At 59.0% G+C, this 19,954-nt stretch carries 22 protein-coding genes; 3 read left to right on the forward strand and 19 right to left on the reverse strand.

Annotated features, from left to right (window positions below; genetic code table 11):
- Positions 1-23: 23 nt before the first annotated feature.
- The 7 genes from AC1DV6_RS16070 to flgB form a co-directional block, all read right to left on the reverse strand.
- A complete protein-coding gene (locus AC1DV6_RS16070; RefSeq protein WP_477979168.1) occupies positions 24-674 on the reverse strand; it encodes a flagellar basal body L-ring protein FlgH in 651 nt (216 codons plus the stop codon).
- A gap of 75 nt (positions 675-749) precedes the next feature.
- Entirely contained in the window at positions 750-1,532 is a 783-nt protein-coding gene (gene flgG, locus AC1DV6_RS16075; RefSeq protein ID WP_477979169.1) for a flagellar basal-body rod protein FlgG, read from the reverse strand.
- 21 nt (positions 1,533-1,553) lie between these two features.
- Positions 1,554-2,294 (reverse strand): flagellar basal body rod protein FlgF, encoded by a 741-nt coding sequence (locus AC1DV6_RS16080; RefSeq protein WP_477979170.1) that lies wholly within the window; start codon positions 2,292-2,294, stop codon positions 1,554-1,556.
- 16 nt (positions 2,295-2,310) lie between these two features.
- Entirely contained in the window at positions 2,311-3,666 is a 1,356-nt protein-coding gene (gene flgE, locus AC1DV6_RS16085) for a flagellar hook protein FlgE (protein ID WP_477979171.1), read from the reverse strand.
- Between the two features lie 33 nt (positions 3,667-3,699).
- On the reverse strand, positions 3,700-4,371 hold the full coding sequence (locus AC1DV6_RS16090) for a flagellar hook assembly protein FlgD (protein ID WP_477979172.1): 672 nt from the start codon (positions 4,369-4,371) through the stop codon (positions 3,700-3,702).
- Between the two features lie 17 nt (positions 4,372-4,388).
- Positions 4,389-4,793, reverse strand: coding sequence for a flagellar basal body rod protein FlgC (gene flgC / locus AC1DV6_RS16095; RefSeq protein WP_477979173.1), 405 nt, complete (start codon positions 4,791-4,793; stop codon positions 4,389-4,391).
- Positions 4,794-4,813: 20 nt separating this feature from the next.
- Entirely contained in the window at positions 4,814-5,266 is a 453-nt protein-coding gene (gene flgB / locus AC1DV6_RS16100; RefSeq protein WP_477979174.1) for a flagellar basal body rod protein FlgB, read from the reverse strand.
- Between the two features lie 200 nt (positions 5,267-5,466).
- On the opposite strand from flgB, the gene flgA reads away from it, so the two are divergent.
- From flgA to AC1DV6_RS16115, 3 genes are all read left to right on the forward strand, one after another.
- The gene (flgA, locus tag AC1DV6_RS16105) at positions 5,467-6,186 is read left to right on the forward strand and encodes a flagellar basal body P-ring formation chaperone FlgA (RefSeq protein ID WP_477979175.1); all 720 of its coding nucleotides are present in this window, start codon (positions 5,467-5,469) and stop codon (positions 6,184-6,186) included.
- A gap of 91 nt (positions 6,187-6,277) precedes the next feature.
- Entirely contained in the window at positions 6,278-6,604 is a 327-nt protein-coding gene (gene flgM, locus AC1DV6_RS16110) for a flagellar biosynthesis anti-sigma factor FlgM (protein ID WP_477979177.1), read from the forward strand.
- A gap of 66 nt (positions 6,605-6,670) precedes the next feature.
- Positions 6,671-7,054, forward strand: a complete 384-nt coding sequence (locus AC1DV6_RS16115; RefSeq protein ID WP_477979179.1) for a hypothetical protein — start codon at positions 6,671-6,673, stop codon at positions 7,052-7,054.
- A gap of 495 nt (positions 7,055-7,549) precedes the next feature.
- On the opposite strand, the gene AC1DV6_RS16120 is transcribed toward AC1DV6_RS16115, so the two are convergent.
- The 12 genes from AC1DV6_RS16120 to AC1DV6_RS16175 all read right to left on the reverse strand — a co-directional run bounded on the left by AC1DV6_RS16120 (position 7,550) and on the right by AC1DV6_RS16175 (position 19,733).
- Positions 7,550-8,266: an RNA polymerase sigma factor FliA gene (locus AC1DV6_RS16120; protein ID WP_477979181.1), complete on the reverse strand. Its 717-nt coding sequence runs from the start codon at positions 8,264-8,266 to the stop codon at positions 7,550-7,552.
- Complete coding sequence (locus tag AC1DV6_RS16125) at positions 8,266-9,060, reverse strand: hypothetical protein (RefSeq protein ID WP_477979183.1); 795 nt, start codon at positions 9,058-9,060, stop codon at positions 8,266-8,268. Before AC1DV6_RS16125 ends, AC1DV6_RS16120 begins: the two co-directional genes overlap by 1 nt.
- Positions 9,053-10,456: a flagellar biosynthesis protein FlhF gene (gene flhF / locus AC1DV6_RS16130; RefSeq protein ID WP_477979184.1), complete on the reverse strand. Its 1,404-nt coding sequence runs from the start codon at positions 10,454-10,456 to the stop codon at positions 9,053-9,055. The genes AC1DV6_RS16125 and flhF overlap by 8 nt, the downstream gene beginning before the upstream one ends.
- Positions 10,453-12,531: a flagellar biosynthesis protein FlhA gene (gene flhA / locus AC1DV6_RS16135; RefSeq protein WP_477979186.1), complete on the reverse strand. Its 2,079-nt coding sequence runs from the start codon at positions 12,529-12,531 to the stop codon at positions 10,453-10,455. Before flhA ends, flhF begins: the two co-directional genes overlap by 4 nt.
- Positions 12,528-13,697: an EscU/YscU/HrcU family type III secretion system export apparatus switch protein gene (locus tag AC1DV6_RS16140; RefSeq protein ID WP_477979188.1), complete on the reverse strand. Its 1,170-nt coding sequence runs from the start codon at positions 13,695-13,697 to the stop codon at positions 12,528-12,530. The genes flhA and AC1DV6_RS16140 overlap by 4 nt, the downstream gene beginning before the upstream one ends.
- A 181-nt stretch (positions 13,698-13,878) precedes the next feature.
- On the reverse strand, positions 13,879-14,523 hold the full coding sequence (locus AC1DV6_RS16145; RefSeq protein ID WP_477979190.1) for a protein phosphatase CheZ: 645 nt from the start codon (positions 14,521-14,523) through the stop codon (positions 13,879-13,881).
- A gap of 2 nt (positions 14,524-14,525) precedes the next feature.
- On the reverse strand, positions 14,526-14,915 hold the full coding sequence (cheY, locus tag AC1DV6_RS16150) for a chemotaxis response regulator CheY (RefSeq protein ID WP_477979192.1): 390 nt from the start codon (positions 14,913-14,915) through the stop codon (positions 14,526-14,528).
- 60 nt (positions 14,916-14,975) lie between these two features.
- Complete coding sequence (gene motB, locus AC1DV6_RS16155) at positions 14,976-15,914, reverse strand: flagellar motor protein MotB (RefSeq protein WP_477979194.1); 939 nt, start codon at positions 15,912-15,914, stop codon at positions 14,976-14,978.
- 21 nt (positions 15,915-15,935) lie between these two features.
- On the reverse strand, positions 15,936-16,793 hold the full coding sequence (motA, locus tag AC1DV6_RS16160; protein WP_477979196.1) for a flagellar motor stator protein MotA: 858 nt from the start codon (positions 16,791-16,793) through the stop codon (positions 15,936-15,938).
- Between the two features lie 166 nt (positions 16,794-16,959).
- Positions 16,960-17,496, reverse strand: a complete 537-nt coding sequence (flhC, locus tag AC1DV6_RS16165) for a flagellar transcriptional regulator FlhC (RefSeq protein ID WP_477979198.1) — start codon at positions 17,494-17,496, stop codon at positions 16,960-16,962.
- Between the two features lie 21 nt (positions 17,497-17,517).
- A complete protein-coding gene (flhD, locus tag AC1DV6_RS16170) occupies positions 17,518-17,847 on the reverse strand; it encodes a flagellar transcriptional regulator FlhD (protein ID WP_477979200.1) in 330 nt (109 codons plus the stop codon).
- A 317-nt stretch (positions 17,848-18,164) separates the two neighbouring features.
- A complete protein-coding gene (locus tag AC1DV6_RS16175) occupies positions 18,165-19,733 on the reverse strand; it encodes a flagellin N-terminal helical domain-containing protein (RefSeq protein ID WP_477979202.1) in 1,569 nt (522 codons plus the stop codon).
- Positions 19,734-19,954: the final 221 nt, after the last annotated feature.

Genomic DNA, 19,954 nt, shown 5'->3' on the forward strand with positions numbered 1-19,954 from the left:
CCTCGGCACCATTCTGAGGAACTTTAGAAGGGGTGAAAGCTCAAAAAGAACCGGGATAGCCAGCCAACTGTCTGCGCTTCGCCCTGCGGGCCGCGACCACGGGATTCGACCCGCACATTGGCCACCTGGGTGGATGCGATCACGCTGCCCGGTTGCAGCAGGCGTGGATCGACGGTGCCGGAGAAGCGCAGCACATCGACGTTGTGGTTCACGCCAATTTGTTTTTCGCCAGTGACGATCAAATTGCCGTTGGGCAAGACGTCGACGACGGTTGCGGTAATGGTGCCCGCGAAGGTGTTGGCGCTTTGCGTGCCGCCCTTGCCGGAGAAATCATTTTTGCTGCTGGCACCAATATCAAACTTGCCCAGACCCGCCGCAGTTTGCAGCGGCAATGCCGAGATCGCCGAGCTGATGCTGGTATCCCGGTTGGCCGTTGATGAAGATACCTGGCTGGCCGTCAAACTTTCAATGATCTGGATCGTGACCGTGTCGCCGACAAGGCGGGCACGCCGGTCTTCAAACGCCGGGCGGTAGCTGGCGGTCTGGTACAGGCTTCCGTTGCTTGCTTTGGGTGGCGCCACAGGGATGGCCGCAACAGGGGCGACACGCGGCTCGGCAAAGTCCACCACGGTCTTTTGCGGCAGGGTTTCGCAGCCCGTGAGTGCCAGTCCCATCAGAATATTCAAGGCAAAAATGCCTGAAACCCTTATGGAACGTGCGTAAGCAGCTACGTTTTTCATAGCAATTCCTTAGAGCTGGCCCAGCTTCTGCAGCATCTGGTCCGAGGTCTGGATCGCCTTGGAGTTCATTTCGTAGGCGCGCTGGGTCTGGATCATGGTCACCAACTCCTGCACCACATTGACGTTGGATGTTTCCACAAAGCCTTGCATCAGTGGGCCCAGACCGTTCTGGCTGGGTGTGCCCACGGTGGGTTGGCCGGAGGCGGCGCTTTCTGCGTAGATGTTCTGGCCCTTGGGCTCCAAACCCGCCGGGTTGATGAAGCTGGCGGTGGTGATGGTGCCGATGTTTTGTGGCGAGACATTGCCCGGAATCGTGGCGGCGACGGCGCCATCCTGCGAGACCGTGAGGCTGGTGGCGTTGGCAGGCACGGTGATGCCACCGGACAGCAGCAAACCACCGGAGGTCACCATGCGGCCTGCGTTGTCGAGCTGGAATGCGCCATCGCGGGTATAGCCCGTTGTGCCATCGGGCATCGTGATCTGGAAGAAGCCATTGCCTTGGACGGCGATGTCCAGGTTGTTATTGGACTGCTGCAGATTGCCCTGCGAAAAATTGCGGCTGGTGGCCACGGTGCGCACACCCAGACCCACTTGCAGACCGGTCGGCAGATTCGCCTGTTCGTTGGTGGCGGAGCCGACCTGGCGCAGGTTCTGGTACATCAGGTCTTCAAACACCGCGTGTGATTTCTTGAAGCCGTTGGTCGAGACGTTGGCCAGGTTATTGGAGATGACGTCCAGCTGCATTTGCTGGGCTTCCATGCCGGTCTTGGAGATCCACAGGGAGTTGATCATGGTGCGTTACCTCTTGCTTGATTAGCCTTGCAGGCCCAGTAGCTGGCCCGCCGAGCGGTCATTGGATTCGGCGGTCTGCAACAGCCGCATTTGTGTTTCGAATTGGCGCGCGGTCTGGATCATTCCCACCATGGTTTCAATCGCGTTGACGTTGGAGCCTTCCAGTACGCCGACCTGCAACTGCGCGGTCTCGTCATTGGGCAGCGGGTCACCCGACACCGGGTGGAACAGGCCATCGTCACCGCGCCGAATCTTGTCATCCACGTTGGCGGTGACCATTTTCAGGCGGCCAATGTTGTTGGCGGGTTGTGTGCCGACCTTGGCACTGATGGTGCCGTCCTTGCCGATGGACAGGGTGGCACCTTGTGGCACGGTGATCGGGGCGCCGCCGTTGGACAGCACGGGCAGACCGTTGCCGGTGACCAGTGTGCCGTCGGTTGCCACTTCAAAATGGCCGTTCCGGGTATAGGCCTCTTCGCCATTGATGCCCTGCACCGCAAACCAGCTGTTGCCGGTAGTCATGGCGTCCAGATTGCGGTCGGTGCGCATCGCCGGGCCGGGTTTGTCCAGATAACCGGCAGTGGACTCCAGCGCGAACACGCGCGTGGTGGCACCGTCGCCGCGCAAGGGCACCGCACGGTAGGTGGCCAGTTCGGCGCGAAAGCCGTTGGTCGATGTGTTGGCCAGGTTGTTGGACAACACTGCCTGCCGGTTGGCCGCGGCGTTGGCCCCGGTCATCGCGGTGTAAATGATGCGGTCCATGGCGGTCTCGAATTAATTAACGCAGATTGACCAGGGTCTGCATTACCTGATCCTGCGTCTTGATGGTTTGGGCGTTGGCCTGGTAGTTGCGCTGTGCGGTCATCATGTTGACCAGCTCGGCGGTCAGGTCCACATTCGACTCTTCGGTTGCACCGGCGCGCAGCTCGCCAAACTTGCCCACGCCCGGAGAGCCCTGCACAGGCTGGCCCGAGGCGAAGGTTTCCAGATACTCGCCAGCGCCTATGGGCGCGAGTCCCTGTACGTTGCGGAAATCGGCCAGCGACAACTGGCCCTTTGATTGTGTTTGGCCGTTGGAATAGCGTGTGGTGATGACACCCGTGGGCTCAATGCTCACACCGGTCAGGTCGCCTGCGGTATAGCCGTCCTGCGTCAGGTTGGACACGTTGAATGCGGTACCAAATTGACTGACCTTGCTCAGATCCAGTATCGGGGAGAACGCTGGAACGATGCTGGGTGCCGCCGGCGTGAGCGTGATTTCCAGGTTGCCAAAGCCCGGGACGTTGCCAGAGGCGGCGGCGGTCGTATCGGTCGGCGCCCCTGTGGCGTCGTAGACCCCGGCCAATTTGCCTGTGGCGTCGAATGCCATGTAGCCGATTGGCAAGGGTTCGCTGCTGGGAAGATTCAACGGATCGACGGCCTTGTCGTAGATCGCCCACAGGTCCATGGCTGGAGGACCGACCACGCTCGGTGGCGTTGCGGCGCCTCCGCCCAATGGCGCCGGAGCGGCCGGATCGAGGCGTCCGAAATAGACGTTCAAGGGGATGGCCACACCTTGCGAGTCATAGTTGGTGATGGCCGTGCCATAGGTGCCGATAGGCGTGGGTGGGATCTGTGTCGCGGCAAATTTGGCACGTGCATCCAGATTGAGTTCCGCCGTGATGCTGGTGGTCTGGCTGGCCGGGATGGGCGCGCCCGTGGGGATGCTCATCTTTTGTGGCGTGATACTGGTGGGCACACCATTCAGGTCGGTCGGATAGCCCATCAGGAATGAACCCGTGTTGGTGATGATGTTGCCGTCCTTGTCCAGCTTGAACTGTCCATCGCGGGTGTAAGCAGCGGTGCCATCGGTCTTGGTAATCTGGAAGAAGCCACCGCCGTTGATGGCCACGTCCAGGCTGTTTCCGGTGATGTTGATATTGCCTTGCGTGAACTGCTGCGAGATGGTTGCCGTGGCGGCACCAATACCCGCGCCGCCGCTGCCGCCGGATCCCAGGGACGATGACACCAGATCGGCAAATTCGTGGCGCGAGGACTTGAAGCCAACGGTGTTTGCATTCGCAATGTTGTTGCCAATGACGTCCAGGCTCTTGCTGGAAACATTCAGCCCGGAAAGTCCTGTTTGAAAGCTCATGCTGTGTGCTCCTGTGTGTCGTTCGGATGGGGATTAGAGAATGGACTTGACGTCGCTGTAGCCAATGGTGCCCAGGCCCTTGAGCGTGAGCGTCATGCCGGTGCTGTCCGTGCCCACGGATTCGATGGTGCCGCGTGTCAGTGTGGTGCTGCTGACGCTGGCCGTACCCAGCGTGGCGACGGCCTTGAAGATCGGGCTGCCGGTTCCGGTGTAGGTGCTGGCATCCCAGTCGAAGCTGAGACGGCCGGCTTCTTGTGGCCCCAGATTGATGGTGCCTAGCGTCTGGCCGCCTGGGCTCATCACCGTGATCGTGACCTTGTCGGCCTTGCCGGCCAGATCGACGGCACCCTGGCCAACGCCGTTCTTGACGGCCAGCAGATTGCCTTCGGTCAGTACCTCGCGGCCAATCATCGACGCGCCTTGCAGCACCTGCATAGCGGAGAACTGTGTTGCCATGGACTTGATGGCTTCATTGACCTGCTGGATGCCCGTAACCGTATTGATCTGCGCCATCTGGCTGGTCATCTGCGCGTTGTCCATAGGATTCATCGGATCCTGGTTGTTCAACTGCGCAACCAGCAGCTTCAGGAACCGGTCCTGCTGTGCGGCGGCATCGGTGGTCGAGGTCTTGGTCGTAGCCCCACTGGTGTACAGCGCCGCATTGGCGTTACTGGAGGCGTTAGGGTTGACGTTACTGGTCAGCATGGTTCAGCTCCCGGGGCCTATTGGCCCATTTGCAGAGTCTTGAGCAGCAGCGTCTTGGCCGTGTTCATGACTTCCACATTGTTTTGGTAGGAACGCGAGGCGGAGATCATGTTGACCATCTCTTCCACCGGGTTCACATTGGATTGCGTGACATAGCCATCGGCATCGGCAGAGGGATGCGTGGGGTTGTGCACCCGTTTCATCGGCTCATTGCTTTCCAGAATCTTGGAGACCTTGACGCCGGACGACGCGTCGGTGCCCATGGGCACGGTCTCGAACACGACCTGGCGGCTTTTGTAGGCTTGGCCGTCTGGGCCAGCCACCGCATCGGCGTTGGCCAGGTTGCTGGCCACCACGTTGAGTCGTTGCGACTGCGAGCTGATCGCGCTGCCGGACACATTGAAGATGGAGAACATGGACATGGTGTGAATCCTCTGTCAGCCTACTGGCCCTGAATCGCGCTCAAGATCGTGCGCGAGGAGCCGTTAATAAACCGTAGGGTGGCTTCATAGCGCACCGAGTTGTCGACAAAATTGGCGCGCTCGCGGTCCATGTCCACACTGTTGGCGTCCATGGCGGGTTGGCTTTGCGCGGTGTAACCGAGGCCGCCGCCTTCGGCGCTTTGGCCAGTCTTGGCGGCCAGCGGGATGTGGCGGTTGTCTGTCATGCCCTGGGTCAACTGAAAGTTGCTTCCGCTGGGTGCGGTTTGCATGGGGATGCTCAGGTTGCTGGTGCCAGTGGCCTGGGCCATGGCCTCTTTGAAATTGAAGTCGCGCCCGGAGTAGCCTGGCGTGTCGGCGTTGGCGATGTTGCTGGCGATTACGCGTTGGCGTTCGGCGCGCAGGACCAGTGCTTTGGCTTGAAAGTCCAGGGCATTGGTCAGGTTTGCAAACATCAGGGTCACCTTTGAAGGAGGCTTTGATCACACAGCAGACGCTGGTGCATCGGCGTGAAACGATTATGGGAAAAACTTGAATTTTTTAGCCGGTGAATTGAGGGGTGTTTGTCCCGCAATTGCGCCGGTTTGCTTGAGGGCTGCTACCTATAGTTGGACTGTCTTCTTTACCCGGAGCTGTCCTTCTGACAGGCATTGGCATGTGGCATCCCGTTTTCCCCAAAATTGCGACGCTGGCGCTGACAGGTTTGTGCTTGGTGGGCGGGGCAGTCGCACAGACCGCGCCTAATGGCCCTTCCTATGAAGAGATTGCGGCGCGCTGGGTGCAAGACGGCGTGGCGCGTGAGGCGGCCGAGTCCGGCCTGAAGATGGATGTGCAAATGGGTACGCTGGATGCGCGACTCAAGCTGGCACCTTGTGGCCATGTGGAGCCATTTTTGCCAGTCGGTTCGCGCCTGTGGGGCAAGAGCCGGGTGGGTCTGCGCTGCGTGGACGGCATTTCGCGCTGGAGCGTCACGGTACCCGTCAGCGTCAAAGCCGTGGGCAACGCGTGGGTGGTACGCAACCCGGTGGCCCTAGGCAGCGTGGTGAAAGTGAGTGATCTGGTCGAGGCCGAAGTGGATTGGGCCGAAGACACCGTGCCGGTGGTCCGGACGCAATCCGAATGGTTAGGCCAGATCGCAACCCGCAGCTTGCAGACGGGCCAGACCCTGCGCCAGGGAATGACCAAGCCTGCCCAGGTGTTCCAGGCCGGTGCGGCGGTGCGGGTGGTTGCGCAGGGCGTCGGGTTTATGGTGACGTCCGAGGCGCAGGCCCTGTCAGCCGGTGTGGTCGGGCAGCAAGCCCGAGTCCGCATGGAGAGCGGTCGCGTGACTTCTGGAATGGTACTGGATATTCGTACAGTAAAAATTGAACTTTGATCACCCCAGATGCAAAAAGTTCTAAAGTCCGCCATGATTGGGTCGATAGCAATCGTACGAAGCTGCGCTTATCGTGGTTTTGGAGTCAAAAATGAAAATCGGTCAACCCACAGAAATACCCAGCCCGGTAACGCAGGCTGTCAATGCCGCCACCCAGAAATCGGGGCAGCAGGGCAGTGCGTCCGTTGTCGCCAATTCCAGCGCGAACAAGAGTATGCGCTCGGCGGGTGTGGCAGTGACCGTTTCCACCCTGGCCCGCGACCTGGAGAAAACCGACAGCGACGCCGATGTGGACATGCAAAAGGTGGACAGCATTCGCTTGGCCATCCAGGAGGGTACCTACCAGGTCAACCCCGAAGCTATTGCCGACAAGCTGCTGGCCAACGCACAGGAACTGCTCAACCGCGCGCAAGGTTAAGCGCGGCTTGTCATTTCGGAGCCCTCATCCCGCTCCACCGCCTCCATCTGCTGCAGGAGACTCCCCATGTCTGAACTCGCACTCGATCCCTATTGGGAGCGCGTGGAAACGCGTTTTCGCGCCATTTCCCTGGCCCTGTCTGAGGGTAACCCTGAGAGTCTCAATCAAGAGGCAGCGGCCCTGCAGCAACTTGCGGTCGATCTGCAGGCATTTCTGAATAACGGTGGAACACTGGCTCGAATGAGCCCGGCTTTGCTAAAGCGCATGCAGGAACTGCTTGCGTTGATGCCTGTGCTGCGGGATGCCTTGTATCGCCGCAGTGCCCATGCGGATCAGGCTTTGGCAACCCTGGTTCCGGTAGCGGCACAGGCTACTTATGGCAACGGAGATAACGCCAAATATGGTGTTATTCCCAAGCAATCGGGGTCTTTGAAGACGGTTGCTGCTTAGGTTTTGCGCTTCCCGTGGGGTTTCTCATTCCCCCACTCTTTTTTTAACACCCACTCCCCCAACCCCTCGCCCCGTCGGCGAGGGGAGCTTTTAACAGCCGATTTTGTTTCGTCGCGCCGACTGCGGAATTACGTGCGAGGCGTTGCCACTGCTTGTGGTCCGCCACTGCATGAACCTACGGTTCTAGTCACTTCCTGCAACGTAGTACGGCACTGCTGGCCGCTTAGCGGCCAGTAACAATCCATGATCTTCCGGAGTGCGTATCTCGCTGCTGGCGCTGCGCGCCAGAACGCTCCGACCTGCGCTGTTGGAGGCTGCCCCAACCGTTGGTTTACGCCTCTGAGAGAAATAACGATGGCAGCGCCACGCGAGTAATTCCGTATTCGGAGTGAACCCACCAAATCGGCAGTTAAGGCTCCCCTCGCCGACGGGGCGAGGGGTTGGGGGAGTGGGTGTTAAAAAAGAAAGCGGGGTTAAAAAGGCGAAAGAGAAGAGTCAGTGCGACCGCATCTTCGCCCGCAACCGCGCAATACTCTGACTGTGCAGCTGACAGACCCGTGACTCGGTCACGTCCAGAACCTTCGCAATTTCTTTCAGGTTCATGTCCTGCTCGTAGTACATGCTCATGATGTACTGCTCACGTTCCGGCAGTGTTTTGATCGCTTGAACCAATCCCTGGCGCAGGCGCTGGTCACGCAACATATTCAGCGGGTCGGCATCGGCATCGGCGACGTGGCGGTCCAGGAAGGTGTCGTCGTCTTCGCCACCGCGTGACATGTCTTCCAGATAAACCAGTTGAGTACCGCGTACTTTGCCCAACAGCGACTGGTAATCGGGCAGGGTCATGCCCAGCTCGGCGGCGATCTCGGATTCAGCGGGGCTGCGGCCGAGCTTGTGCTCCAGCTTGCGCATCGCGACTTCAATTTCTTTTTGACTCTTGCGCGAGCCGCGCGACATCCAGTCGTTGTCGCGCAATTCGTCCAGCATCGCGCCGCGGATCCGTTGGGTGGCAAAAGTCTCGAACTGTACGCCTTGCGAAGCTTCGAACCGGGTCAAGGCATCAGACAGGCCAATCAGGCCTACCTGAATCAAATCGTCCACTTCCACACTGGCTGGCAATTTGGCCATCATGTGGTGCGCCAAGCGGCGTACCAGGGGCTGGTACTGCTTGATCAGCGCGTTGCGGTCGAGTTGGCCTTTTGCCGTGTACATCAATGGGTTCCTGCAAATGCCGGTATCCGTGCCTGCGCTGCCATGGGTCTGGTCGGTTTTGCTCCCAAAGCCAGACCGGACTCCAGCAATCGCGAGGCCAATGGCTTCAGATCATATTCCTGCCTTTGTCCTTGCTGTTGCGGCGCAATCCGCAGCATCCGGACCTGGTAGCCCAGAAAGTTGCGGGCGCATTCCGCCAGATTCACTGCGACAGAAGTGGGCATGGCGTTCTCCATATCGGCGCCACCGAGCCCACTCACGTTGACGATGGTGGGGTCCACCCCGCCGTCCATCAGCAGCCTTTTCAATGCCAGATAACTGGTCAGCAGCGCGTTCTTGCTGGAGGATACCGCAAGCAGCGGACGGGCGCTGCTGCCGCGCAGCAAAGCCGCGAGCGCCTCAGGTTTTGCGTACACCAGTACCACCGCGTCGTCCGCAAACAATTGACCCAGTTGGGGCCAGGCGGCGCCGACGCCAGACGCACGGGTTTGCAGTTCTTGCAAACCCCGCGCCGCAGGCAGGATTTGCCAGGCAGCTTCCGGGCGGTTTTGTCCGCCGGGCCAAAAGCCATCTTCCAGCAAACGCGCGAGGCCGGGTTCTGAGCGGGTTTCCCGCTTGGTGGCGTCCAGTACCGTGATGGAGTAACCCAGCTCCAGATAGGCAGAGCACAGTTTCCACAGCACGGGCATGTCCGATTGCTCGTCACCATGGCTGACCATGGCAATGAGCTGGGGCCCTTGCAGCGCTGAAAGCGCCTGCAGACCGGTTGCCTGGTGGACCTGAAAGTCAAGCATGCAGCCGTTCCTGTGGAATATCGCCACCGGAGCGGCTGAAGATGAAGCCCAAATCCGAAGCTTGCGGGTCGTAGGCGGATGCACTTGTCGCTCGCATCGAAGCCCGCACCAGCTTGCCGGACTCCGCAGCCTCCCAGTCTTCAGGAACACGCTGGCCGTTGGTTACGCCGCGCACGACCAACTGGTGGCGTATGCAGGCGTCGATCGCGGGTCCGAGTTTGACGGCTTCGTCGATCTTGGAGAGGATGACTTGCTGCTGGCCGGCGGATTTGAACCCGGCAATAGTGTCGTCCAGCGTGTCGCCGTGCCCGCCCGCGTTAAGCACCAGCAAGCGCTTGATGCCAGGCAGCGTCAGCAGCTCCATCATCTCCAGTTTGCGCGGATCGCGTGGGGCCAGACCGGTGGTGTCGATCAACACCATCTTCTTGTTGGACAGCAGGCCCAGCAGATCTTGCAGCGCGGCCTTGTCATGTGCAAGGTGAGCCACTACGCCCAGCATTTTTCCGTAAGCGCGCAATTGTTCTTGTGCCCCCACGCGGTAGGCATCCAGTGTGATCAGGCCCACGCTGGCAGCGCCATGGCGCAGCGCGCACATGCCAGCCAGTTTGGCTGCGGTCGTAGTCTTGCCAACGCCGGTTGCGCCGATCAATGCAAAGGTTCCGCCTTCTTCCGTCAATGCAGCGCCCTTGGCGTCGGTGCGCACATTGCGCTCCAGCACATCCATGACCCAGCGGCCTGCTTCGTTGGCATCAGTGCCTTCCGGCAATTTTTCCAGAATCGTGCGCGACAGGGCAGGCGAGTAGCCGGCACGAATCAAGCGCAACATCAAATTGGACTGGATCGGGTTCTGACGTGCCTGGCCCAGCCAGTTCAGCGTGTTGAAGCGATCCTCAATCAGCGCTTTCATTGCATGCAATTCCTGCGCGATGCCTGCGGGCATCGCTGTGGGCTGCGGCTCAGGCTTGCGGACCTGGATGGGTTTGATTTTCTGCGGACCTGGATCGGGTGGGATGATGCGCGGCTGCTGACGCGCTGGCGGCGCGTCAAGCGTAGCGGCTTGGGCGGCTTCGGCGCGTTTCTTGGCCATGCGTTCGCGCACATAGTCCTGGAACGACAGCGTGCTCATCGCCAACTGGTCGGCGTCTTCTTCGACCTTGGTGGCAACATCCTTGTAGCTCTGCGGCTCGGCGGCACGTTGTGCAAATGCAGCACGCCGGGGGACGCCGGGGCTGGCTTCCAGATCCAGTGCCGCCAAGGTGTCCTCAGCGGTTGCAACCACTTCGACGCCGTTTTCTGTGGGCCGATTGGACAGGATCAGTGTGCCGTCACCGAAAGTCATGCGGGCTTTGGCGAGGGCTTCGCGGGATGTGGCGGCGGTAAAGCGTTGGATGTTCATGCTGCACCTTTAAGGATGGGGCCAATGCGGATGGTGTGGGTTTCGGGAATTTCGCTGTGCGCGAGCACCTGCAGGCGCGGCGCAACACGGCGCACCAGGCGCGAAATGGAATTGCGAATCGCGTCGGGCACCAACAGGCAGGCCGGTACGCCGATTTCTTCCTGCTTCATCGCGGTTTCGGCGGCATTGCGGGTCAGCATGTCGGCGACGCCGGGGTCCAGTGCGGGACCGGAGTTGTTGGCCAGTGCTTGCATCAGCAGGCGCTCCAGTGAAGGATCGATGGCAATCACATTGAGTTCCTTGGTGGGGCCATAGATTTGCTGCACGATGGCCGGTGACAGTGCCACGCGAACACGCTTGGCCAACTCTGCAGGGTCTAGCGTGGTGGTCGCGTGCTCGGCAATCGATTCGATGATGGTGCGGATGTCGCGGATATGAACGGCTTCGTCCAGCAGTAACTGCAATACCTTCTGGAAAACCGCTACCGACACCATCTTGGGAACGACTTCCTCTATCAGTTTGGGGGCCAGTTTTGCCACGTGTTCCACCAGTTGTTGTGTCTCGGTCCGGCTCAGCAATTTGGAGGCCTGAACCTGCATCAAGTGTGACAAATGGGTCGCCATCACAGTCTCGGAATCAACCACCGTAAATCCGGCCATTTGCGCCGCTTCTTTCTGGCGTTCGTCGATCCAGTGCGCGGGTAAACCAAATGCGGGGTCGGTGGTTGCTGTGCCTATCAGTGGGGTGGTGATGCCACCCGGATTGATCGCCAGGAACATGCCGGGGAAGGCTTCGCCTTCGCCCACGATCACGCCACGCAAGGTGATGCGGTAGGCGCTGGGCTTGAGCTCCAGGTTGTCGCGCACATGGACGGGCGGCGGCAGAAAGCCCACTTCTTGCGCAAACTTGCGGCGTACACCCTTGATGCGATTGAGCAGGTCGCCTTGGCGGGTTTTGTCGACCAGTGCAATCAGGCGGTAACCCAGTTCCAGGCCGAGTTGGTCAACGGGCTGCAAATCGTCCCAGGAGGCTTCGCCTTCGTTGGCCGGTGCGGCCACCACTTCTTGCGCTACTTCAGGTGGTGGGCGGTGGGCCAATGTCCATGCACCCCAGGCCAATATCGCAGCGATGGTCAGGAACACGAAGTGCGGCATGTTGGGGATCACGCCCAGAATGAACATGATGCAGGCCGTGATGCCCAGCACGCGCGGGGACACAAACATCTGACCCACGATCTGCTTGCCGATGTCCTTGTCCTTGCCGACGCGCGATACCACCATCGCTGCGGCGACTGAGATCAGCAAGCCGGGAATCTGTGCAACCAGCGCATCACCGACGGCCAACAGGATGTAGGTGTTCGCAGCCTGGCTGGCAGTCAGGTCGTGTTGCAGGATACCGATCGTGAAGCCACCAAAAATATTGATCAGCAGAATCAGAATACCGGCGACCGCATCACCGCGCACGAATTTGGATGCACCGTCCATCGAGCCGAAGAATTCGGCTTCTTCGCCAATTTCTGCGCGGCGGCGTTTGGCTTCTTTCTCATCGATCAAGCCAGCGTTCAGGTCGGCGTCGACCGCCATCTGCTTGCCTGGCATCGCATCCAGCGTGAAACGCGCTGACACTTCGGCAATCCGCTCGGAACCCTTGGTCACCACCACAAAGTTGATCACCACCAGAATCGCAAACACGATCAAGCCGACGGCAAAGTTGCCACCGATCAGAAAGTGGCCAAAGGCCTCGATCACAGCGCCTGCTGCGCCCGGGCCTGTGTGGCCCTCCAGCAGAACAACGCGTGTGGATGCCACGTTCAGCGATAAGCGCATCAGTGTGGTCAACAGCAACACGGATGGAAAGGCGGCGAAGTCCAGCGGCCGGATCATGTAGGCCGCGACCATCATCACCATCAGCGCGACAGCGATGTTGATTGTGAAAAATGCGTCCAGCAGCATCGGGTGCAGTGGCAGCACCATCATCGCCAAAATGGCGACCACCAACATTGGCGCCCCGGCGCCCTGGATCACACCGGCGTTTTGCCGATACCACTGCTGGAAGGACTGAAGTGGGTTGCTCATGCGAAGACTGCCTCAGTGTTCTTTGCCTTGGCCACCTTTGTCAAAGGATCCAGCTCCGGTGGCACAAACGGTTGTGGCACATCGCCCGGCATTGGGCCTGCGCCCTTGAGCGCATTGCGCAGGCGGTACACATAGGCCAGTACTTGCGCGACGGCGGTGTACAGAGCCGAAGGAATGTCTTGGTCCAGCTCGGCATTGGCGTACAGCGCACGTGCCAGCATGGGCGATTGCAGCACTGGGATGTCATGGTTTTTAGCAATGTCACGGATCTTCATGGCCAGGAGATCCGCGCCCTTGGAGATGACCTGGGGCGCATTCATGGTCTTTTCGTCGTAGCGGATCGCCACCGCAAAGTGGGTGGGGTTCATCACCACAAAATCTGCCTTGGGCACGGCATTGACGCTGGCCTTTTGCGACAGCTCGCGCTGACGCTGGCGCATCTTCCCCTTCATCTGCGGGTTGCCATCGGTCTCTTTGTTCTCTTCCTTGAACTCCTGGTGCGACATCTTCATTTCGCCCTTGTGCAGGAAGTTCTGCAGCGGGACATCGATCATTGCCGCCAGCAGGATCACGAGCAGCATCAACCCGGCACCGGCGGCCATCCAGGTAGACATGTGGGTGATGGAGTTGGCGGAGGGTTGCAAGACCATCATCGCCATCTCCACGAAGCCGTTGCCCAGGTACTGCGCTGCAATCGTGAACAGGATGATGGTCAGAAGCAGCATTTTGGCCGTCGTGATCAGTTTCTTTTTGCTGAACAGGTTGGCTGCCCCTTTGAGTGGGCTCAGGCGACTCAAATCAGGCATCAGGGGCTTGAGGCTGTTGACCCAGCCACCGCAGGCGACAGCGCCCAGAATGGAAGCGGACATCACAATCGCTGCAAAGGTGATGCAGCCAACGAGCCCTACGGAAGTGGCATCCCCGAGTCGGGCCACCATGCTGGCCGTTTGCCGTACGACGTTGGCATCAAAGGTCAATTGCTCGCCCAGCGTGTGTTTGAGTCTGTCGAACAGGATGGGTGCCAGCAGCAAAACTGCAAGCGCACCTGCTCCCAAAACGGCCAGATGGGATACATCCTCGGATCGGGTGACCTGGCCGTCGTCACGCGCTTTTTTGAGCTTGCGTTCTGAGGCCGGTAGATTGCGGTCTTGGCTGCCTGATTCCATGGTGGGGAGACTGAAAAGTTCCCACCATTGTGTTCGGCGAGGCGCCGAACTAAAGGCTGATAAGGCGGGTCAAATCCCCGCTAATTGAGAAAGCTTAAAGGGCAATTTGCCGCCGGGCCGCCCCAAGACAAATTAGCCCCCTTGGGGGGCAGCGACCCGCGCAGCGGTGGAGCGTGGGGGCCTAAAAACCTAAGCTGGCCAGTAAATCGTCAACCTGCGATTGGTCGGTGACGACCTCAGTGAAGGCTTGACCCGCGACCACAGGGCCAGCCAAGGCGGGGCCCTTGTTTTCCGCGGCGGGCTGCAGTTTTTCCTTGGATTCCGGCGGTGCGGTTTGAACCAGCATCAGCAGCAGTTGCTCTTCGATCGTGGCAGCCAGGTTAACCACCTTGGCAATCACCTGGCCCGTCAGGTCATGGAAGTCCTGCGCCATCATGATCTCGGTCAGATGCTCATCGACCTTTCTGCTGGACTGTTCCACATCGGAAATGAAATTCATCACGTGGCCTTTGGCCACCGCGCCGACCGGGTCTTTGGTGATCAGTTCACCAATGCGGCGTGTTTCCGAAGCGATGTGGTCGTGCTCGGCCTTGGCCTGGTCGACCCGGTTGAGCACTTTTTCGGCGGCTTCGCCCGTCAGGCGGGCAATGTAGGAGAGACGGCTTTTTGCATCGGGCAGTTCACCAGACCACTCTTTGACCTTGTCGGCCAGCCCCAATCCATTGAGGGAGTCGTGCAGCTGGCGGGTCAGCGCGCCCAGCTGCTGGTGAATCTGAACAGGAGAGACACCGTCTTTCAACAGGTCGCGCAGTTCGGGGGTCGACATGGTTACTTCAGACCGGATTTGGTCAGAATGTGGTTGACCTTGTCTTCCAAGGTTGCCTTGGTAAAGGGCTTGACGATGTAGCCAGCAGCGCCTTGTTGGGCTGCCAGCACGATGTCTTCCTTGCGCGCTTCAGCGGTCACCATCAACACCGGGAGATGCTTGAGTTTGTCGTCCTTCTTGATTTCAGCCAGCAACTGGAACCCGTTCATGTTGGGCATGTTGATGTCGCTCACCACAAAATCAAAGGTGCTATTGCGCAGTTTGGCTAACGCAGCGACGCCGTCTTCCGCTTCATCGGCTTCGGTATATCCACTTTCCTTCAGCAAATTGCGAACAATCCGTCGCATTGTGGAGAAATCGTCGACAACCAAAAATCGCAGTTCTTTTGTCATGGCTAACCCTTTCCCGGGCGGTTTTCGTATTTGCGCAAGTATGACCGAATTTTTGCCAATTCAGGGCGTCGATTTTGCACCTGCCGCTGGGGGCGGACTGGCTTCGGTATCTGTGTCGACAGGGATATTGCCCGGTCCAAGTATGCGCTCCTCGGCTTCACGGGTCATCACGAGGATGCTGATGCGCCGATTGCTGGGTGCCAGCGGGTCGGTCGGGTCAAATGGCAGGCTGGACCCCATGCCAACCACACGCACCATTTTTTCTTCGGGCATGCCGGCAGCGGCCAGTTCGCGGCGTGAGGCATTGGCGCGGTCAGCTGACAGTTCCCAGTTGCTGTAACCCTTGGCTGCATTGCCATAGGCGGCGCGGTCGGTGTGTCCATCCAGGCTGATCCTGTTTTCCACATCACCGAGCGCAAGTCCGATTTCACGCAGGATGTCGCGCATATAGGGCTTGACGACCGCACTGCCGCTGTCAAACATGGGGCGCTTCTGGTCATCGACGATCTGGATCAGCAGGCCGTCGGGGGTGATTTGCAGTTTGATTTGCGAGCTGAACTCGGACAGCTTGGGGTTGCTGGAAATCGCTGCTGCAATCTTGGCGCTCAGTGCCGCCAGGGCTTGCGAATCCTTTTTGGAGCGCTCGGACTTCTTTTGCTCCGCGGCGGTTTTCTTGGCCAGCTTTTGCTCGCTATCACCACGCTTGGCCTGACCCGCATTTTGGGTCAGATCGTTGCCGCCGGCGGTGACGATACTGTTGCTGGAGCCAGCACCCGGGCCGCCCTGCAGCGCGACCTTCAACGGGGACTGAAAGTAATCGGAAATGCCCTTCTTGTCGCCCTCGGTCGTACTGCCCAGCAGCCACATCAGCAGGAAGAACGCCATCATCGCGGTGACGAAGTCGGCGTAAGCGATCTTCCAGGCGCCACCATGCGCAACGTGGCCGCCCTTCTTGACCCGCTTGATGATGATCGGTTGGAGTTTCTTGGAGTCGGCCATGCCGGGCTCTCGCTTTTCTTGCTACTTCTTCTTCACGAACTCTTCCAGCTCGGTGAAGGATGGACGCTCGGTGGAGAACAGGACCTTGCGGCCAAACTCGATAGCCGTGGAAGGGTTGTAGCCTTGCATGCTGGCCAAGAGCGTGGTCTTGATGCACTGCAGCTCCTTGCCAGCTTCTTCGACTTTTTGCTCCAGTACGCCAGCCAGTGGTTCGGCAAACGCATAGGCCAGCAAAATACCCAGGAAGGTGCCGACCAGCGCCGAGCCGATCATGCCGCCCAAGACGGCGGGGGGTTGGCCCACCGAGCCCATGGTGTTCACCACGCCCAACACGGCGGCAACAATACCGAAGGCGGGCAAACCACCGGCCACGCGCTGGATCGCCGCCACCGCCGCATGGGCTTCGTGGTGGTGGGTTTCGATTTCGTTGTCCATCAGCGATTCGATTTCGTGGGCATTGAGGTTGCCGGACACCATCATGCGCAAATAGTCGGTGATGAACTCCACGACGTGGTGGTCACTGCCCACAATCGGATATTTTTTGAAGATCTCGGATTCTTCTGGCGTCTCGACATCCTTTTCAATGGCCATCAGGCCTTCCTTGCGCGCCTTTTGCAGGATGTCGAACATCAGCGCCATCAAGTCCATGTAGCGGGCCTTGGTGTATTTGCTGCCCTTGAAGCATTCGCCCAAACCTTTGATGGTGGCCTTGACCACCTTCATCTGGTTGTTGGCGAGGAACGCACCGACTGTGGCGCCGCCGATGGTGATCAACTCGAACGGCAAGGCGTGCAGGATCACCATGATGTTTCCACCGTGGACGATGTACACGCCAAACACGCACACCAGAATGACAAGCCAGCCGACGATTACAAACATAGGCGCATTGTGACAGTGAGGCCGGGAACCTCAGGGGTGGAAAAGGGCGCCTTATGCAGGCCTGTTCCCTATCATATCGTCGCTCTGCGCCGGCGCTTGAATTTATTGCCAAATTCGGCCTTGCGCCTTGTAGGGGTTGCGTGGCCAGCTACTATTTCAATAGCAATCAGTGCAACAGTATCCCGCCGCTGGAGGCGCCTTTGCCTGCACGGGCCGGTGGCGTGCACAGGCCGCACTCGAAGTGCCGGCTGTTTTCATAGGCTTCGGATACATAGTGGCCACCGCACTTGCAGCACTTGGTCATGGACAGCATGTTGTTGTCGATGAACTTGACCAGGCGCCAGGCCCGGGTGATGGACAGCAGGGGTTCCACGCCGCAAGCGGAAATCTGCTCGGTGTACAGACGATAGGCTGCCATCACCGCATCAATGTCCTCCATGGCGCTGACTTTGGTCAGGTATTCATAGGTGTTCTGGAACAGCGAGGCATGGATGTTGGGCTGCCAGGTCAGAAACCATTCTGTGGAAAACGGTAACTGGCCCTTGCTGGGCGAGCGACCCGCCACTTCCTTGTAGAGGCGCAGCAGCCGCTCATAAGACAGGTTGGTCTCGCTCTCCAATACCTGAAGGCGAGCACCCAGTTGAATCAGGGAAACAGCACGCTCCACTTGGCGGGAGTCATTCAAAACACTTTTGGTAGCCATGGTGATAGTCCTCGTTGCGCTTTACATGGCTTCGGCAAACTTGCCGGCCATCAGAATGCTGGCGTGCAGCTTGGTGGTGGCATCGTTGTCGACCTTGCTGGAAGTCGTGTGGTTGGTCAGCAGGTTCCAGACCAGATCGTCATCCACGCGGAAGCGGCACAGCAGCATGTTGCCGGAGGAGATTTTCAGGATTTGTGCAGGAGAGAGTGCGCTGATCAGGTCGGCGGCCTCTTCAGACATCCCCAGGCGAAAGAGCGCTTGGGCCTTGTCCTGGCGGATCAGGTTTTGCGCCAACATGAGGTAAGTCATATTGGCTTCGCGGATTTCAGCAAGCAGTTGTTCGTTGGTCATTTGAGGCTCCATGTCGGTCGGTGACGAGTCAGCGATTCGGATGAATCACCATGGAGCAAATTCTGGAATGCGGGCCTCAATTCCGAAATTGGAAAACGGCTAATCCAGTCGTCAGTAAAAACGAAAACGGCCTGTAGGAAGTTTCCCTACAAGCAAAGACTGGGGCTGGGCCACATGCGTGACTCCCCGCTGGACTGACAAGTCCTATATCGGTATTTCAGACGAAAACTGGAGGCGAAAACTACAGACGTGTTGACGCAATCGATTGCCCCAAGGGCAACCCAGAGAATCAGGCCCCGCTTTGCGGCAGCCCGATATCAGCCTTTGAGCAGCTGCAGCACAGACTGTGGCAACTGGTTGGCCTGGGCCACCATCGCCGTACCGGCCTGTTGCAAGATCTGGGTGCGTGACAGATTCGCGGTTTCCATCGCGAAGTCTGCATCCTGAATCCGTGAGCGGGATGCGCTCAGGTTTTCCGAGGTGGTGTTCAAGCTGGCGATTGTCGTTTCAAAGCGCGACTGCAGCGCACCGAATTTGGCGCGTTGGGCAGAAATCACGGCCAGCGACGAGTCCACCGTAGACAGCGTGCGTGTTGCAGCGTCGACGCTGGAGACGTCCATCGTCGATGCGGCTTGCAATTCGCTGGCAGAGCTGATGCCGGTGAAGAAGCTTGCACCAGTCGATATGGCCTCGCCATTGGGGGAGCCGACACTGAAGCTGCCGTTGGAATCCATCGTGATGGCGCCAGTAATGTAGGCGCTGCCACTGGCTGCAACGTTGACGACGGCCGGGGTGACTGGAGCTGCTGGCGGGATCGGGCCGACATCAGGATTGACGACATCAAAAGCGCCGACCGATGTTGCTGCACTGGTGATGGAAATATCGGCGCCGCTTTCGTTGGTCAATGTGATGCCGGTACCGGCCACATTGATCTTTGCGGTCACACCGGTTTGAGATGACTTGTCGTTGAATGCGGTAATTGCCGCAGCCAGGCCATCCGAGTTATTCAGCGAGGAGCCAATATTGAAAGCCACGGTAGCGGGCGTGGTGCTGGGGTTGTTGGAAACCACAGACAGGGAATACGCTCCGGCCAGTGTGAAGTTGTTGATATCCAGGTTGGTGCGCGCGGTTGCCGAGACGCCGGTGGTGCCGGCCTGCGCATTGATGCTGGCTGCAACTGTTTTCGCGCTGTCACCGATATTCACTGCCACATTGGCGCTGCCGGTGGAGCCGCTGATCGCCAGGACGTCGGCGATAACTGCGCTGGCATTGCCGGTAATGGCTGTTGAAGGGTTGGTGCCCGCACTGGCGGTGCCCAGAACCAGATCGCCAGGGCCGCCCGTGTTGGCTGCTACTGCCGAGCCCATGCGGTTATTGCCGTATTTCGTCGTACTGAAATTGGCCGTGGTCGCAATAATGGTCTGGTTGGCATTGGCGCCGACTTGGAAGGTAGCCGACGTAAAGCTGCCGTCCAGAATGTTCTGGCCGTTGAATTGTGTGGTCGCTGCAATCCGGTTCAGTTCAGCTGTCAATTGGCTGACTTCTGAATTCAGGGCTGCGCGGTCCGATGCGGAGTTGGTCGCATTGGCAGACTGCACGGCCAATTCGCGGATACGTTGCAGGATGCCGGAAGAGCTACCCAAGGCGCCTTCTGCTACCTGGGCCAGCGAAATGCCGTCATTGGCATTGCGGGCGGCCTGGTTGACACCACGAATCTGGGCGGTGAATCGTTCACTGACGGCCAGACCCGCTGCATCATCTTTAGCACTGTTGATGCGCAATCCCGATGACAGACGCGCCATCGACGTCGACATTGCCAGCTGTGAGTTGGCAAGGTTGCGCTGCGCAGTCAGTGACTGGATATTGGTATTAATGGTTGAAGCCATCGCGAAACTCCTAAAAAGATTGAATCAGCGTCGCCGCCGATTGCAGAGCCTGCTTAACTAACGTGCAGACAATCAGTAACGATGGGTTGAATTCTGGAGATCGCTCACAGACGCATTTGCGCGATAAGCGCGGCAAAAGCCAGCCAAATTGACTCTGCGCAACAAAACTTGATGGGGGTTAACCCTTGAATGCCCGAACTGGGGTGTAAATCGCCCGCTAA

The organism is Rhodoferax sp. P2_H8_2 (genome assembly GCF_056403235.1).

Coding starts and splice junctions, on each gene's coding strand:
- AC1DV6_RS16125 (WP_477979183.1), bottom strand. CDS start 9,060: ATGCTTGACTTTCAGGTCCACCAGGCAACCGGTCTGCAGGCGCTTTCA.
- flgC (WP_477979173.1), bottom strand. CDS start 4,793: ATGTCCATGTTCTCCATCTTCAATGTGTCCGGCAGCGCGATCAGCTCG.
- flhC (WP_477979198.1), bottom strand. CDS start 17,496: ATGGCTACCAAAAGTGTTTTGAATGACTCCCGCCAAGTGGAGCGTGCT.
- AC1DV6_RS16090 (WP_477979172.1), bottom strand. CDS start 4,371: ATGCTGACCAGTAACGTCAACCCTAACGCCTCCAGTAACGCCAATGCG.
- AC1DV6_RS16145 (WP_477979190.1), bottom strand. CDS start 14,523: ATGTCGACCCCCGAACTGCGCGACCTGTTGAAAGACGGTGTCTCTCCT.
- AC1DV6_RS16175 (WP_477979202.1), bottom strand. CDS start 19,733: ATGGCTTCAACCATTAATACCAATATCCAGTCACTGACTGCGCAGCGC.
- AC1DV6_RS16115 (WP_477979179.1), top strand. CDS start 6,671: ATGTCTGAACTCGCACTCGATCCCTATTGGGAGCGCGTGGAAACGCGT.
- cheY (WP_477979192.1), bottom strand. CDS start 14,915: ATGACAAAAGAACTGCGATTTTTGGTTGTCGACGATTTCTCCACAATG.
- flhA (WP_477979186.1), bottom strand. CDS start 12,531: ATGAGCAACCCACTTCAGTCCTTCCAGCAGTGGTATCGGCAAAACGCC.
- flgG (WP_477979169.1), bottom strand. CDS start 1,532: ATGATCAACTCCCTGTGGATCTCCAAGACCGGCATGGAAGCCCAGCAA.
- flgM (WP_477979177.1), top strand. CDS start 6,278: ATGAAAATCGGTCAACCCACAGAAATACCCAGCCCGGTAACGCAGGCT.
- AC1DV6_RS16120 (WP_477979181.1), bottom strand. CDS start 8,266: ATGTACACGGCAAAAGGCCAACTCGACCGCAACGCGCTGATCAAGCAG.
- motA (WP_477979196.1), bottom strand. CDS start 16,793: ATGTTTGTAATCGTCGGCTGGCTTGTCATTCTGGTGTGCGTGTTTGGC.
- AC1DV6_RS16080 (WP_477979170.1), bottom strand. CDS start 2,294: ATGGACCGCATCATTTACACCGCGATGACCGGGGCCAACGCCGCGGCC.
- flgB (WP_477979174.1), bottom strand. CDS start 5,266: ATGTTTGCAAACCTGACCAATGCCCTGGACTTTCAAGCCAAAGCACTG.
- motB (WP_477979194.1), bottom strand. CDS start 15,914: ATGGCCGACTCCAAGAAACTCCAACCGATCATCATCAAGCGGGTCAAG.
- flhF (WP_477979184.1), bottom strand. CDS start 10,456: ATGAACATCCAACGCTTTACCGCCGCCACATCCCGCGAAGCCCTCGCC.
- AC1DV6_RS16070 (WP_477979168.1), bottom strand. CDS start 674: ATGGGACTGGCACTCACGGGCTGCGAAACCCTGCCGCAAAAGACCGTG.
- flgA (WP_477979175.1), top strand. CDS start 5,467: ATGTGGCATCCCGTTTTCCCCAAAATTGCGACGCTGGCGCTGACAGGT.
- flgE (WP_477979171.1), bottom strand. CDS start 3,666: ATGAGCTTTCAAACAGGACTTTCCGGGCTGAATGTTTCCAGCAAGAGC.
- flhD (WP_477979200.1), bottom strand. CDS start 17,847: ATGACCAACGAACAACTGCTTGCTGAAATCCGCGAAGCCAATATGACT.
- AC1DV6_RS16140 (WP_477979188.1), bottom strand. CDS start 13,697: ATGGAATCAGGCAGCCAAGACCGCAATCTACCGGCCTCAGAACGCAAG.